The organism is Clostridium aciditolerans (assembly GCF_016316925.1).
In the GTDB taxonomy this organism is placed as follows: Bacteria; Bacillota; Clostridia; order Clostridiales; family Clostridiaceae; genus Clostridium_AM; species Clostridium_AM aciditolerans.
Map to the genome: position 1 here is coordinate 1 of NZ_JAEEGB010000032.1, position 14,810 is coordinate 14,810.

At 34.9% G+C, this 14,810-nt stretch carries 13 protein-coding genes and 1 other annotated feature; all 13 genes read left to right on the plus strand.

Going from position 1 to position 14,810, the window contains the following annotated elements; genetic code table 11:
- The first annotated feature begins 218 nt into the window (after positions 1-218).
- Complete coding sequence (gene rpmG / locus I6U51_RS18615; protein ID WP_066616612.1) at positions 219-368, plus strand: 50S ribosomal protein L33; 150 nt, start codon at positions 219-221, stop codon at positions 366-368.
- A gap of 42 nt (positions 369-410) precedes the next feature.
- The gene (gene secE / locus I6U51_RS18620; RefSeq protein WP_211144072.1) at positions 411-641 is read left to right on the plus strand and encodes a preprotein translocase subunit SecE; all 231 of its coding nucleotides are present in this window, start codon (positions 411-413) and stop codon (positions 639-641) included.
- Between the two features lie 48 nt (positions 642-689).
- Positions 690-1,211: a transcription termination/antitermination protein NusG gene (gene nusG / locus I6U51_RS18625; protein ID WP_211144073.1), complete on the plus strand. Its 522-nt coding sequence runs from the start codon at positions 690-692 to the stop codon at positions 1,209-1,211.
- Positions 1,212-1,286: 75 nt separating this feature from the next.
- Positions 1,287-1,712, plus strand: a complete 426-nt coding sequence (gene rplK, locus I6U51_RS18630; protein ID WP_178909739.1) for a 50S ribosomal protein L11 — start codon at positions 1,287-1,289, stop codon at positions 1,710-1,712.
- 55 nt (positions 1,713-1,767) lie between these two features.
- Entirely contained in the window at positions 1,768-2,457 is a 690-nt protein-coding gene (gene rplA / locus I6U51_RS18635) for a 50S ribosomal protein L1 (protein WP_178909740.1), read from the plus strand.
- Positions 2,458-2,495: 38 nt separating this feature from the next.
- Positions 2,496-2,624, plus strand: a sequence feature (ribosomal protein L10 leader region).
- Between the two features lie 33 nt (positions 2,625-2,657).
- Entirely contained in the window at positions 2,658-3,158 is a 501-nt protein-coding gene (rplJ, locus tag I6U51_RS18640) for a 50S ribosomal protein L10 (RefSeq protein WP_211144074.1), read from the plus strand.
- A 46-nt stretch (positions 3,159-3,204) separates the two neighbouring features.
- Positions 3,205-3,570, plus strand: coding sequence for a 50S ribosomal protein L7/L12 (rplL, locus tag I6U51_RS18645; protein WP_211144075.1), 366 nt, complete (start codon positions 3,205-3,207; stop codon positions 3,568-3,570).
- Positions 3,571-3,861: 291 nt separating this feature from the next.
- Positions 3,862-7,560, plus strand: a complete 3,699-nt coding sequence (gene rpoB, locus I6U51_RS18650) for a DNA-directed RNA polymerase subunit beta (protein WP_211144076.1) — start codon at positions 3,862-3,864, stop codon at positions 7,558-7,560.
- A 17-nt stretch (positions 7,561-7,577) separates the two neighbouring features.
- Positions 7,578-11,114, plus strand: a complete 3,537-nt coding sequence (gene rpoC, locus I6U51_RS18655; RefSeq protein WP_211144077.1) for a DNA-directed RNA polymerase subunit beta' — start codon at positions 7,578-7,580, stop codon at positions 11,112-11,114.
- Between the two features lie 117 nt (positions 11,115-11,231).
- Positions 11,232-11,474: a ribosomal L7Ae/L30e/S12e/Gadd45 family protein gene (locus tag I6U51_RS18660; protein WP_211144078.1), complete on the plus strand. Its 243-nt coding sequence runs from the start codon at positions 11,232-11,234 to the stop codon at positions 11,472-11,474.
- Positions 11,475-11,587: 113 nt separating this feature from the next.
- Positions 11,588-11,965, plus strand: coding sequence for a 30S ribosomal protein S12 (gene rpsL / locus I6U51_RS18665; RefSeq protein WP_211144079.1), 378 nt, complete (start codon positions 11,588-11,590; stop codon positions 11,963-11,965).
- 166 nt (positions 11,966-12,131) lie between these two features.
- On the plus strand, positions 12,132-12,602 hold the full coding sequence (gene rpsG, locus I6U51_RS18670) for a 30S ribosomal protein S7 (RefSeq protein ID WP_211144080.1): 471 nt from the start codon (positions 12,132-12,134) through the stop codon (positions 12,600-12,602).
- Between the two features lie 84 nt (positions 12,603-12,686).
- Positions 12,687-14,756, plus strand: a complete 2,070-nt coding sequence (gene fusA / locus I6U51_RS18675; protein ID WP_211144081.1) for an elongation factor G — start codon at positions 12,687-12,689, stop codon at positions 14,754-14,756.
- The last annotated feature ends 54 nt before the right edge of the window (positions 14,757-14,810 follow it).

The window sequence follows — 14,810 nt, forward strand, 5'->3', positions numbered from 1 at the left end:
TAAGATAGTTGAGTAATTATTTATAGGACTGGGTTTCTAGACCTGGTCCTTTTAAAAGTATAAAATAATCTGTTGAAATATATACCAACGATTTCATCTATGATTTCATTGACATATAAGCTATATTGTGATAAATTATCTAAGTAATGCATAATTTAAATTAGCAATAAACGACAAAATAATGTTTATATATACACAAGTATTGGGAGGTGTAAACAATGAGAGTAAAAGTAACTTTAGCATGTACAGATTGCAAACAAAGAAACTACAATACAATGAAGAATAAGAAGAATGACCCAGATAGATTAGAAATGAGAAAATATTGTCCATTTTGTCATAAGCACACAGCTCACAAGGAGACAAAATAGTATATAGAGGCATATAATTAAAATATTTGAGGATGTGAAAAGATGGCTGCGCACGATAGTGTAAAAAATACAAACAAAACAGCAACGTCCGGAAATAGAATCATTGGTTTTTTTAAAGAGCTAAAAGCTGAATTTAAAAGAATAACTTGGGCCTCTAAGGAAAATGTTAAAAAATCAACAGTAACAGTTATGACATTTTGTCTTATTTATGTTGTGATTATTGGATTACTAGATTATGGATTTAAAAGCTTAATTAGTGTAATCTTTAAATAAAACTAAAAAGGAGGTAGGGGTCGAGATAAGATTCCCGTCCCTTGAGTTATGGCAGAGAAAGCTAGATGGTATGTAGTTCACACATATTCTGGTTATGAAAATAAAGTTAAAGCCAACTTAGAAAAGACTATAGAAAATAGAAACTTGTACGATTGGATTGACGATGTTCAAGTTCCAATGGAAGAGCAAGTGGAAATTAAAGATGGCAAAAAGAAGGTATCTCTAAAAAAAATATTTCCAGGATATGTTTTAGTTCATATGTTAATGACTGATGATTCTTGGTATGTAGTTAGAAATACTAGAGGAGTAACAGGGTTTGTTGGTCCAGGATCTAAACCTGTACCACTTACAGATGAAGAAGTTACAGCAATGGGAATTGTTGAAAAACCTGTTAACATAGATATATCAGTAGGTGAGAACATAATAGTTAAATCAGGACCGTTGGAAAACTTCCCAGCGATCATTCAAGAAATAAACACAGAAAAAAGAAAAATTAAAGCGTTAGTTAACATGTTTGGCAGGGAAACACCTGTTGAACTTGATTTTAACCAAATACAAAAATTAGATTAACTTGTAAGACATTTGTCTTAACAAAGTGGGAGGATTTAATAATCCGCATAACCACATTATAGGAGGTGTAAATTCATGGCTAAAAAAGTAGTAGGAATGATAAAACTTCAGCTTCCTGCAGGAAAAGCAACTCCAGCACCACCAGTTGGACCAGCGCTTGGACAGCATGGTGTAAATATTATGGGATTCTGTAAAGAGTTTAATGCTAAAACTGCTAATCAAGCTGGATTAATAATTCCAGTAGTAATAACTGTATATCAGGATAGATCATTTAGTTTCATACTAAAGACTCCTCCAGCAGCAGTATTACTAAAGAAAGCAGCAGGAATAGAAAGTGGTTCTGGTGTACCAAACAAAACTAAAGTTGCTAAAGTAACTAAGGATCAAGTTAGACAAATAGCTGAAACAAAAATGCCAGACTTAAACGCAGGATCTGTTGAAGCTGCTATGAGCATGATAGCAGGAACTGCTAGAAGCATGGGTATAGTTGTAGAAGAATAGTCGACCAAAATAGTGGGAGGTAGAAACCGTTAAAACCACAAAGGAGGATTAGGAAATGGGAAAGAATTATATCGAAAGCGCTAAGCTTATTGATAAAAATGTTTTATACACTCCAGCAGAAGCTATGGAGCTTGCTATAAAGACATCAAAAGCTAAATTTGATGAAACTATAGAATTAGCTGTAAGACTTGGTGTTGACCCAAGACATGCAGACCAACAAGTTAGAGGAGCTGTAGTACTTCCTCATGGAACTGGAAAGAAAGTTAGAGTATTAGTTTTTGCAAAAGGCGAAAAAGCTAAAGAAGCTGAAGCTGCAGGAGCAGAATACGTTGGAGCAGAAGAGTTTATCGATAAAATACAAAAAGAAAACTGGTTTGAGTTTGATGTAGTTGTTGCAACTCCAGATATGATGGGTGTTGTTGGAAGATTAGGTAGAGTATTAGGACCTAAGGGATTAATGCCAAACCCAAAATCTGGTACAGTTACTTTTGACGTTGCAAGAGCAGTAGCTGATATCAAAGCTGGTAAAGTTGAATATAGAGTTGATAAAACTTCTATAGTTCACGTTCCAATTGGAAAAAGATCATTTGGAACAGACAAATTAGCTGAAAACTTCCATACATTAATGGAAGCTGTAATCAAAGCTAAACCAGCAGCAGCTAAAGGTCAATATGTTAAATCTGTAGTAGTTTCAAGTACTATGGGACCTGGAGTAAAAATAAATCCAGTTAAAGTTTTAGAATAGTATTGACATAAATAAATATTTTGTGTAAAATTTTAAAGGTTGAATAAGTAAATATTCCGTAGACAGTAGGTGCGAAAGCATAACGGTTATACCAACCTACCGAGGGTTCCAATATAAGATTATGATTGGTCTCTCTGTGTCTACGGGGGGGCCTTTAAATTATATAACAGCAGTTTAAACTGTGAGGAGGTGGACACACAGTGGGAAATAACAGACAATTAAAAGAAGCTAAAGTTTTAGAAATAAAAGAAAAAATGGAAAAAGCTCAAGGTGTAATATTTGCTAAATATCAAGGATTAACTGTTGAGCAAGATACTAATCTTAGAAAGAACTTAAGAGAAGCTGGTGTAGAATATAAGGTTTATAAAAACACTTTAACTGCGTTAGCTGCAAAAGAATTAGGAATAGAAGGTCTAGAAAGTATATTAGAAGGACCTGTATCAGTAGCATTTGGATACGAAGATCCAACTGCTCCAGCAAGAATTCTTAATAACTTTGCAAAAGATTACAAGAAACTTGAGTTAAAGGGTGGAGTTGTTCAAGGCGAAGTGTTTGATACTGCTAAAGTTCAACAACTTGCTACAATACCACCAAGAGAAGTGCTTATTGCAAAATTACTTGGAAGCTTCAAAGCTCCATTGTCAAATCTTGCATACTTATTAAATGCAATTAAAGAAAAAAAAGAATCTGAAGAAGCTTAATATAGAAGCTTAATTTAAAAAAAGGAAATTTTGGAGGTGCCTAATAATGACTAGAGAAGAAATAATTCAAGCTGTAAAAGAAATGAGCGTTTTAGAATTAAACGAATTAGTAAAAGCATGTGAAGAAGAGTTCGGAGTAAGCGCTGCTGCTCCAGTTGCTGCTGCAGGTGCTGCTGCTCCAGCTGCTGCTGCTGAAGAAAAAACTGAATTCGACGTAGTGTTAGCTAACGCTGGATCAGAAAAAATCAAAGTTATAAAAATAGTTAGAGAATTAACTGGATTAGGATTAAAGGAAGCTAAAGAAGTAGTTGACGGAGCTCCTAAAACATTAAAAGAAGGCGTAAGCAAAGAAGATGCTGAAGCTATAAAAACTAAACTTGCAGAAGTTGGTGCTACTGTAGAAATAAAATAATAACTCATAATAATTTCTAAGAAGAGGTACTTTTACAAAAGTGCCTCTTTTTTTCAAAATTTTTAAAAATTAGAATAATTAACAGTTGACAACTTAATTGTATTATGGTAACATAATAAATTGCATTGATTAATTAAAAAATAATTATATGATTTAATATTATTTTTTAAAACTTGAATTAATTGTTAAAATTGGGTTATACTAATTTGATGGTAACGTGATCAATCCAAAAGCGCATAAAAATAAAGTGTGTTTTTGGTTATTTTTAGTTTATGCAAGGGGTGAAAGTCAATGGTACATCCTGTCCAGGTTGGCAAAAGAACAAGAATGAGCTTTTCTAGATTAAAAGAAGTAGGAGATATGCCTAACTTAATTGAAGTTCAATTAGACTCCTATAACTGGTTTCTAAGAGAAGGCTTACAGGAAGTGTTTGATGATGTAAATCCTATTCAGGACTATACAGCAAATCTTAACTTAGAATTTGTTGGATATAAATTGGATATGGATAATATCAAATACTCTGTAGAAGAATGCAAAGAAAGAGACGCAACTTATGCAGCACCTTTGAAGGTAAAAGTTAGATTACTTAATAAGGAGACTGGCGAAGTAAAAGAACAGGAAGTGTTCATGGGAGATTTTCCTCTTATGACAGAGCAAGGAACTTTTATTATTAACGGAGCTGAAAGAGTAATAGTTAGCCAGTTAGTAAGATCACCAGGCGTATATTACGATATGGCAGTTGATAAAACAGGAAAAAAACTTTTCTCATCAACTGTGATTCCGAACAGAGGAGCTTGGTTAGAATATGAAACAGATTCTAACGATGTAATATATGTAAGAATTGATAAAACAAGAAAATTGCCTATAACTATTTTAGCAAGAGCTATGGGTTATGGCACTGATGCAGAAATTACTGAATTTTTTGGTGATGAAGAAAGATTAAAAGCATCAATAGAAAAAGATAATACTAAGACCCGTGAAGAGGCATTACTTGAAATATATAAGAGATTGAGACCAGGAGAACCTCCTACAGTTGATAGCGCTCAATCACTTATCGAATCTTTATTTTTTGATGCAAAGAGATACGATCTTTCTAGAGTTGGAAGATATAAGTTTAATAAAAAACTAGCTTTGCATCTTAGAATTGCAAATCAAATATCAGCACAAGATATTGTAAACCCACAAACAGGAGAAATACTTGTTCAAAAGGGTGAAAAGATCAGTAGAGAAAAATCCATAGAAATTCAAAACTGTGGTGTGAATGTAGTAGATATTCAAGTTGAAGACAAGACAGTAAGAGTTATAAGTAACAACTTCGTAAATATACATAAATTTATTGACTTTAATATAGATGATTTGAATATAAGAGAACTTGTTCATTATCCTACTCTAAAGGAAATACTTGATAATTATAGTGATGAAGATAGCATAAAAGAACAAATAAGAAAAAATATGCATTCGTTAATACCAAAGCATATAATAAGAGATGATATTTATGCTACTATAAGTTATGAGTTAGGGTTAGCTTATAATATAGGTCATACTGACGATATTGACCACCTTGGAAACAGAAGACTTAGATCAGTAGGAGAATTATTGCAGAATCAATTTAGAATAGGTCTTTCAAGAATGGAAAGAGTAGTTAAAGAAAGAATGACTATTCAGGATCAAGAAGTAATAACTCCTCAAGCTTTGATTAATATAAGACCTGTAGCAGCAGCTATAAAAGAGTTCTTTGGTAGCTCACAGCTTTCACAGTTCATGGATCAGACTAATCCACTATCAGAGCTTACTCATAAGAGAAGACTTTCAGCTTTAGGACCAGGAGGTCTTTCAAGAGAAAGAGCTGGTTTTGAAGTTAGAGACGTTCACCATTCACATTATGGTAGAATGTGTCCGATAGAAACACCGGAAGGTCCTAATATAGGACTTATAAACTCATTAGCTACTTATGCTAGGGTAAATGAGTATGGATTTATAGAAACTCCATATAGAAAAGTTGATAAAAATACAGGTGTAGTTACTGATAAATTAATATATATAACAGCTGATGAAGAAGATGAATATTTGGTTGCTCAGGCAAATGAGCCTATTGATGATAATGGACATTTTATAGATAATAAAGTAACAGTAAGAAATAAGGAAGATGTAATTGTAGTTCCACGTGAGGATGTTGATTTTATGGACGTATCGCCAAGGCAGTTAGTTTCCGTGGCTACAGCTATGATTCCATTCCTTGAAAATGATGACGCCAGCCGTGCTCTAATGGGATCAAACATGCAGCGTCAAGCTGTTCCATTATTAAAACCACAAGCTCCTGTTGTAGGAACAGGAATAGAGTTCAAGGCAGCGGTAGATTCAGGAGTTCTTCCTAAAGCTAAAAATGCAGGAACTGTTGTATATGTAAGTGCTAACGAAGTAAGAGTAAAAAGAGATTCAGATGGTGGAATAGACACTTACAGACTTCTTAAGTTTAAGAGATCCAACCAAGGTACATGTATAAATCAAAGACCAATAGTGTCTAAGAATGAGCGTGTTGAAAAAGGAACAGTTTTATCAGATGGTCCATCAACAGACCTTGGGGAAATAGCATTAGGTAAAAACATAAGAATGGGCTTTATAACTTGGGAAGGTTACAACTATGAAGATGCTATGCTTATTTCAGAGGAATTAGTTAAAAATGATGTATTTACATCAATTCATATAGAAGAATATGAAGCTGAAGCAAGGGATACAAAGCTAGGACCAGAAGAAATAACAAGAGACATACCAAATGTGGGAGAAGATGCACTAAAAGATATAGACGAAAGAGGAATAATTAGAATTGGAGCTGAAGTAAGATCAGGAGATATCTTAGTTGGAAAGGTTACTCCAAAAGGAGAAACTGAGCTTACTGCAGAAGAAAGATTACTTAGAGCTATATTTGGAGAAAAGGCTAGAGAAGTAAGAGATACTTCACTTAGAGTTCCACATGGTGAAGCTGGTATAATTGTAGATGTAAAAGTATTTACAAGAGAAAATGGAGATGAGCTTCCTCCAGGAGTTAATAAACTTGTTAGATGTTATATTGCTCAAAAAAGAAAAATATCTGTTGGAGATAAGATGGCAGGAAGACACGGTAATAAAGGGGTTATCTCAAGAGTATTACCAGAAGAAGATATGCCATTCTTACCAGACGGAAGACCATTACAAATATGCTTAAATCCTCTAGGAGTACCTTCACGTATGAATATCGGTCAGGTACTTGAAGTTCACTTAGGATGGGCAGCATCAGAATTAGGATGGCATATTGCAACTCCAGTATTTGATGGAGCTACAGAGGATGACATAGTAGAATGTCTAAAAAAAGCTGGTTACAGAGAAGATGGTAAAACTGTATTATATGATGGAAGAACCGGAGAACCTTTTGATAATACAGTAACTGTTGGTTACATGTATATATTAAAGCTTGCTCACTTAGTTGATGACAAAATACATGCTAGATCAACTGGACCATATTCATTGGTTACACAGCAGCCGTTGGGTGGTAAAGCTCAATTTGGAGGACAGAGATTCGGAGAGATGGAAGTTTGGGCACTTGAGGCCTATGGTGCAGCACATACACTTCAGGAGATACTTACTGTTAAATCTGACGACGTTGTAGGAAGAGTTAAGACTTATGAGGCAATTGTTAAGGGAGAAAATATTCCTGAACCTGGAGTTCCTGAATCTTTCAAGGTTCTTATTAAAGAACTTCAAGCTTTATGTCTTGATGTAAAAGTATTAAATGATGACAACGAAGAAGTACGATTAAGAGAGTCTGTAGATGAAGAAATAGAGGATTTAGGTGTAAACATCGAAGGAAACGAAGAGTTTGTTCCACCACCTCCAAGTGATGACTATGTTGAGAATGATGACAGCGATGAAGAATTAGACCTTGATTATGAAGATTTATCTTTAGATGATATCCAAGGTGAGTTGGAAATAGATGATTTTGGTGATGAACATTAGGAAGGGAGGATGTACCCTTGTTTGAATTAAATAATTTTGATGCACTACAAATAGGATTAGCTTCACCGGAGAAAATTAGAGAGTGGTCAAGAGGTGAAGTAAAGAAACCAGAAACTATTAACTATAGAACTTTAAAACCAGAAAGAGATGGTTTATTCTGTGAAAGAATTTTTGGACCAATCAAAGACTGGGAATGCCACTGTGGAAAATACAAGAGAATAAGATACAAAGGTATTGTCTGTGATAGATGTGGTGTTGAGGTTACTAAAGCGAAAGTAAGGCGTGAGAGAATGGGGCATATTGAGCTTGCTGCCCCAGTATCTCATATATGGTATTTTAAAGGAATACCTTCACGTATGGGACTTATTCTAGATATGTCTCCAAGAGCTCTTGAAAAAGTACTTTATTTTGCATCATATGTGGTTTTAGATCCTAAGGAAACACCGTTACTAAAAAAACAGTTATTAAACGAAAAAGAATATAGAGAAGCTGTAGATAAATATGGTGAAGAAAGTTTTGTAGCTGGAATGGGTGCAGAATCTATTAAAAGACTTTTGGAAGAAATAGATCTTGAACAATTAGCTACAGAGCTAAAAGATGATTTAAAAAGCAGCACAGGTCAGAAGAAAGTAAGAATAATAAGAAGATTAGAAGTAGTAGAGTCCTTTAGAAAATCAACTAATAGACCAGAGTGGATGATTATAGATGTTATACCTGTAATACCACCAGATTTAAGACCTATGGTTCAACTTGATGGAGGAAGATTTGCTACATCAGATTTAAATGACCTTTATAGAAGAGTTATAAATAGAAATAATAGATTGAAAAAGCTTTTGGATTTAGGAGCGCCAGACATAATAGTAAGAAATGAAAAAAGAATGCTTCAAGAAGCAGTGGATGCTCTTATAGACAATGGTAGAAGAGGAAGACCTGTAACAGGTCCAGGAAATAGACCATTAAAATCACTATCTGATATGTTAAAAGGTAAGCAGGGAAGATTTAGACAGAACCTTCTTGGAAAACGTGTTGACTATTCTGGACGTTCCGTTATAGTTGTTGGACCTGAACTTAAAATGTATCAGTGCGGACTTCCTAAGGAAATGGCATTAGAGCTATTTAAGCCTTTTGTTATGAAAAAACTTGTTGAAAGTGGGTTAGCTCATAACATAAAGAGTGCTAAGAGAATGGTAGAAAGAGTTCAAGCGCAGGTTTGGGATGTTCTTGAAGAAGTTATATCTGATCATCCGGTACTATTAAACCGTGCACCTACTCTTCACAGACTAGGAATTCAAGCATTCCAACCTGTTCTTGTTGAAGGTAGAGCAATAAAACTGCATCCATTATCTTGTACTGCATATAATGCTGACTTTGACGGTGACCAGATGGCTGTTCACGTACCATTATCCGTTGAAGCTCAAGCTGAAGCAAGATTTTTAATGCTTGCAGCTCATAACATAATGAAACCTTCAGATGGTAAGCCAGTTGTTGTTCCAACACAGGATATGGTACTTGGTTCATACTATCTAACAATGGATAAAGATGGCGTAGAGGGTGAAGGGAAAATATTCTCATCACCAGAAGAAGTAATTATGGCTTATCAGCTTAAAGAAGTGAATATACATGCTAGAATAAAAGTTAAAATGTCAAAGATTAAAGATGGCGTGTTAACAAGCGGAATTATAGAAACTACTCCAGGTAAGATTATATTTAATGAATCTATACCACAGGATTTAGGTTTTGTAGATAGAAGTAATCCTGAAAATGAATTTAAGTTGGAAGTTGACTTCCTTGTTACAAAGAAAAACTTAGGTAAAGTAATAGATAAGTGTTATATGAAGCATGGAGCAACAAAAACTTCTATAATGCTTGATTTGATAAAAGCAAAAGGTTATCACTATTCTAGTATAGGCGCTATAACAGTTTCTACCTCAGATATGGTGGTTCCAGAAGCTAAAAAGAGATTACTTGCAGAAGCGGATGCTGCGGTTGATAAAATCGAAAAAATGTATAGAAGAGGCTTTATCTCCGAGGATGAAAGATATGAAAGAGTTATAGAAAAATGGACTAAAACTACAGAAGATGTAGCAGATGAGCTTATGGCGAGTCTTGATAAGTTCAACCCAATATTCATGATGGCAGACTCTGGAGCGAGAGGTTCTAAGAGCCAGATAAAACAGCTTGCTGGAATGAGAGGTCTTATGGCTAATCCGTCAGGTAAAATTATAGAATTACCTATAAGAGCTTCTTTTAGAGAGGGTCTAGACGTACTTGAGTACTTTATATCAACTCACGGAGCTAGAAAAGGTAATGCGGATACAGCATTAAAGACTGCAGACTCAGGATATCTAACAAGAAGACTTGTTGATGTAAGCCAAGATGTTATAGTAAGAGAAGAAGATTGTGGAACACTTGAAGGATACAACGTTGCAGAAATAAAAGAAGGAAATGAAGTAATAGAAAGCTTAGCTGAGAGACTTACAGGAAGATATTCTGCAGAAGATATTATGGATCCAAAATCTGGAGAAATAATAGTGGCAAGAGATAGCTATATGAATGAAGAAATTGCTGAAAAAGTTGAAAAGCTAGGAGTAAAGAGAGTTAAAATAAGATCTGTATTTACTTGTAAATCAAAGCATGGAGTATGTTCAAAGTGCTATGGTATGAACATGGCTACAGCACAAAGAATCAATATAGGCGAGGCTGTTGGTATAGTGGCTGCACAAAGTATAGGAGAGCCTGGTACACAGCTTACAATGAGAACATTCCACACTGGTGGTGTTGCAGGAGCAGATATAACTCAAGGTCTTCCAAGAGTTGAAGAATTATTTGAAGCTAGAAAACCTAAGGGTCTTGCTATAGTAAGTGAGGTTTCTGGTACTGTTAAGATGGAAGAAACAAAGAAGAAGAGAACTATTTCAGTAATAACAGAAGCTGGAGAAGAGATAACTTACGATATTCCATTTGGTTCAAGGCTTAAAGTATCAAATGGTGAGGTAATAAATGCTGGTGATGAGATAACAGAAGGTTCTGTTAACCCACACGATGTATTGAGAATTAAAGGTGTTCAAGGCGTTAAAAACTATCTTTTATCTGAAGTTCAAAAAGTTTATAGACTTCAAGGCGTTGACATAAACGATAAGCATCTTGAGGTAGTTGTAAGACAGATGACAAGAAAGATAAAAATAGAGGAGTCTGGGGATACTGAATTATTACCAGGAACAATGATAGATATTTTCGACTTTGACGAAGAAAATTCGAGAATAGAGGAACAGGGTGGAAGACCAGCTGTAGGAAGAGTATCATTACTTGGTATAACTAAAGCAGCCTTAGCTACTGATTCATTCCTTTCAGCAGCTTCATTCCAAGAGACTACAAGAGTACTTACGGATGCCGCTATTAAAGGGAAAATTGATCCATTACTTGGATTAAAAGAAAATGTTATAATCGGTAAACTAATACCAGCAGGTACCGGAATGACAAGATATAGATCAATTAGAATCAATACCGAAAAGGAAACTGAGGAAAAACAGTTAAATAATGAAATTGAAGCTTAGAAGATAAGTTATTGACATAATAGTGCTAAGATGATAAAATACATCTGTATGTTTTAAAAGGAGACAGAGTTTTTTTAAAACTTTGTCTCTATAGCACTGTAAGGGGGAATAGAGATAATGATTTACAGGCTTGAAGGAAATAAGGTTGTCGGTGTGAAACAAACAGTTAAAGCTATAAAAAATGGTACTGCAAAGACTATTTATATTGCAAAAGATGCCGATGATAAATTGATGCAGTCAGTAAAAGTATTAATTGATGAAAATTCCCTAGAAGTAGTATATGTTAATACGATGAAGGATTTAGGAAAACTTTGTGGAATTGACGTAGGAGCAGCTACTGCTGCTGTACTAAATAACTAGTGCTTGTTTAAAATAGCTTTCATAATATAATTTAACATAAAAATTGTTATAAGCAGTTTGGTTAACTAGGTGAATTTTATCTAGTTATCTGATATTTTAAAGGAGGTGTAAATATGCCAACAATTAGCCAATTGGTAAGAAAAGGAAGAAAGACTGTAGGCTCAAAATCAACAGCACCAGCACTTAAGGAATGCCCACAAAAAAGAGGAGTTTGTACAGTAGTAAAAACTACTACTCCTAAGAAACCAAACTCAGCGCTAAGAAAAATTGCCAGAGTTAGATTAACAAATGGTTATGAAGTTTCAGCGTACATTCCAGGTGTAGGACATAACTTACAAGAACACAGCGTTGTTCTTATAAGAGGTGGAAGAGTAAAAGACCTTCCAGGTGTTAGATACCATATTGTCAGAGGAGCATTAGACTCAGCTGGAGTAGCTAACAGATTACAATCAAGATCAAAGTATGGTGCTAAGAGACCAAAACAAAAATAGTTTTGGAATAAGTTAATTTGAAAACAGTGCTATGTCTTCAGCATTTATATAGATTTAATAAATAGATTTGCAGAAGTACAAAGCACTTTGCGGTTGGGTGTAGTTAAGCACGCTACAACCGAGTACCGATGAACTTAAAATAAGTATTGTTAAGGAGGGAAGAAAAGTGCCAAGAAAAGGACATATTGCTAAAAGAGATGTATTACCAGATCCAATGTACAACAGTAAGGTTGTAACTAAATTTATAAACAGTATAATGGAAGATGGTAAAAAGGGAGTAGCTCAAAAAGTATGTTACTCTGCTTTTGAAATAATCCGTGAAAAAACAAACAAGGAACCAATGGAAGTATTTGAAGAGGCTATGAACAATGTAATGCCACTACTTGAAGTAAAAGCAAGAAGAATAGGTGGTGCTACATACCAGGTTCCAATGGAAGTTAGACCAGAAAGAAGACAGACTTTAGGAATCAGATGGATGCTTGCCGCAGCTAGAAAAAGAGGCGAGAAGTACATGAGAGAAAGACTTGCAAATGAATTAATGGATGCAGCTAATAACACAGGTGCAGCTGTTAAGAAAAGAGAAGATACTCATAAAATGGCTGAAGCTAATAAGGCTTTTGCACATTATAGATATTAATACTCAAAACTGTTTTGGTGTTTCACCAAAACAGTTTTGTCGAATTTAAAGTTCTGAAATTTATACTTTAAGGAGGAAGAGTAAGTGGGAAGACAATATCCATTAGAGAAATTCCGTAATATCGGAATAATGGCGCACATTGATGCAGGAAAAACTACAACTACTGAGCGTATACTTTTCTATACAGGAAAGACTCATAAAATAGGAGAAGTTCACGAAGGCCAGGCTACAATGGACTGGATGGTTCAAGAGCAAGAAAGAGGTATAACAATAACATCAGCAGCAACTTTCTGCCAATGGAGAGGTCATGCGATAAACATAATAGATACACCAGGACACGTGGATTTTACAGTAGAAGTTGAAAGATCATTAAGAGTTCTAGATGGTGCTGTTACTGTACTAGATGCTAAAAGTGGAGTTGAGCCACAAACTGAAACAGTATGGAGACAGGCGGATAACTATAGAGTTCCAAGAATGGTTTATATTAACAAAATGGACTCAACAGGTGCGGATTTCTACATGTGTGTAAACACATTAAGAGATAGATTACACTGTAATGCAACTCCTATTCAAATTCCGGTAGGAGCAGAAGATCAATTTAAGGGAATCATAGACCTTGTAAAAAATGAAGCTATAATATATGAAGATGATTTAGGAACAGTTATGGATTCAGTGGAAATCCCAGCTGAATTAAAAGATAAAGCTGAAGAGTATAGGAATGCTTTACTTGAAGCAGTAGCTGAGCAAGATGAAGAATTAATGATGAAATATCTTGATGGCGAAGAATTAACTGAAGAAGAAATAAATGCAGCACTTAGAAAAGGTGTTATAGCTAATGAAATAGTACCAGTTGTTTGTGGTTCATCATACAAAAATAAAGGAGTTCAACCAATGATAGATGCTGTAGTAGCTTACATGCCATCACCAGTTGACATTCCGGCAATTAAAGGTACTAATCCAGATAATGGTGCAGAAGATGAAAGACCAGCAGATGACAACGCTCCAATGTCAGCATTAGCATTTAAAATTGCGACAGACCCATTTGTAGGAAGATTAGCATTTACAAGAATCTATTCTGGAATAATGAAGAGTGGTACTTATGTATATAACTCAACTAAAGGTAAGAAGGAAAGAATAGGAAGACTTGTTAAGATGCATGCAAATCACAGAGAAGAAGTTGAAGAACTTCGTGCAGGTGATTTAGGTGCTATAGTTGGATTAAAAGAAACTACTACAGGTAATACTCTTTGTGACGAATCAAGTCCAATTATACTTGAAAGTATGGAATTCCCAGATCCAGTTATAGATGTTGCTATAGAGCCAAAGACTAAGGCTGGTCAAGAAAAGATGGGTATTGCTTTAGCTAAACTTGCTGAAGAAGATCCAACATTTAAAACATTTACTAATCAAGAAACTGGCCAGACAATTATTTCTGGTATGGGTGAGCTTCACCTTGAAATAATCGTTGATAGACTTCAAAGAGAATTTAAAGTTGAATGTAACGTTGGTAAGCCACAAGTTGCATACAAAGAAACTATCAGAAAAGCTGTTAAAGCTGAAGGTAAGTTTGTTAGACAGTCTGGTGGACGTGGTCAATATGGTCACTGCTGGATAGAAATGATACCAACAGAAGAGGAATACTCATTTGAAAATGCTATCGTTGGAGGAGCTATTCCAAAAGAATATATATCACCAATCGATGCTGGTATTCAAGAAGCTTCAGATACTGGTGTAGTTGCTGGTTATCCAGTTATCAACTTTAAAGTTAAACTTGTTGATGGATCATACCATGATGTTGACTCATCAGAAATGGCGTTTAAGATCGCTGGATCTATGGCGTTTAAAAATGCTATGTCTAAAGCAGACCCAGCATTACTTGAGCCAATGATGAAGGTTGAAGTTATAGTGCCAGAAGAGTACATGGGAGATGTAATGGGAGACGTTAACTCAAGAAGAGGAAGAATTGAGGGTATGGATCCAAGAGCAGGAGCTCAAGTAATAAGAGCTTTTGTACCACTTTCAGAAATGTTTGGATATGCAACAACTCTAAGATCAAGAACTCAAGGTAGAGGTGTTTACTCAATGGTATTTGACCACTATGAAGAAGTGCCAAAGAGCATCCAAGAACAAATTACAGGAAAGAAAAATGCTTAATTATAAATAAATTACGTAATTTTAAGGAGGAATAAAAATGTCAAAAGCTAAATT

What these genes read in the sequence shown, in the direction of transcription:
- rpsL (WP_211144079.1), top strand. Translation starts at nt 11,588, where the DNA reads ATGCCAACAATTAGCCAATTGGTAAGAAAAGGAAGAAAGACTGTAGGC.
- rplK (WP_178909739.1), top strand. Translation starts at nt 1,287, where the DNA reads ATGGCTAAAAAAGTAGTAGGAATGATAAAACTTCAGCTTCCTGCAGGA.
- I6U51_RS18660 (WP_211144078.1), top strand. Translation starts at nt 11,232, where the DNA reads ATGATTTACAGGCTTGAAGGAAATAAGGTTGTCGGTGTGAAACAAACA.
- rplA (WP_178909740.1), top strand. Translation starts at nt 1,768, where the DNA reads ATGGGAAAGAATTATATCGAAAGCGCTAAGCTTATTGATAAAAATGTT.
- secE (WP_211144072.1), top strand. Translation starts at nt 411, where the DNA reads ATGGCTGCGCACGATAGTGTAAAAAATACAAACAAAACAGCAACGTCC.
- nusG (WP_211144073.1), top strand. Translation starts at nt 690, where the DNA reads ATGGCAGAGAAAGCTAGATGGTATGTAGTTCACACATATTCTGGTTAT.
- rpmG (WP_066616612.1), top strand. Translation starts at nt 219, where the DNA reads ATGAGAGTAAAAGTAACTTTAGCATGTACAGATTGCAAACAAAGAAAC.
- rpoB (WP_211144076.1), top strand. Translation starts at nt 3,862, where the DNA reads ATGGTACATCCTGTCCAGGTTGGCAAAAGAACAAGAATGAGCTTTTCT.
- rplL (WP_211144075.1), top strand. Translation starts at nt 3,205, where the DNA reads ATGACTAGAGAAGAAATAATTCAAGCTGTAAAAGAAATGAGCGTTTTA.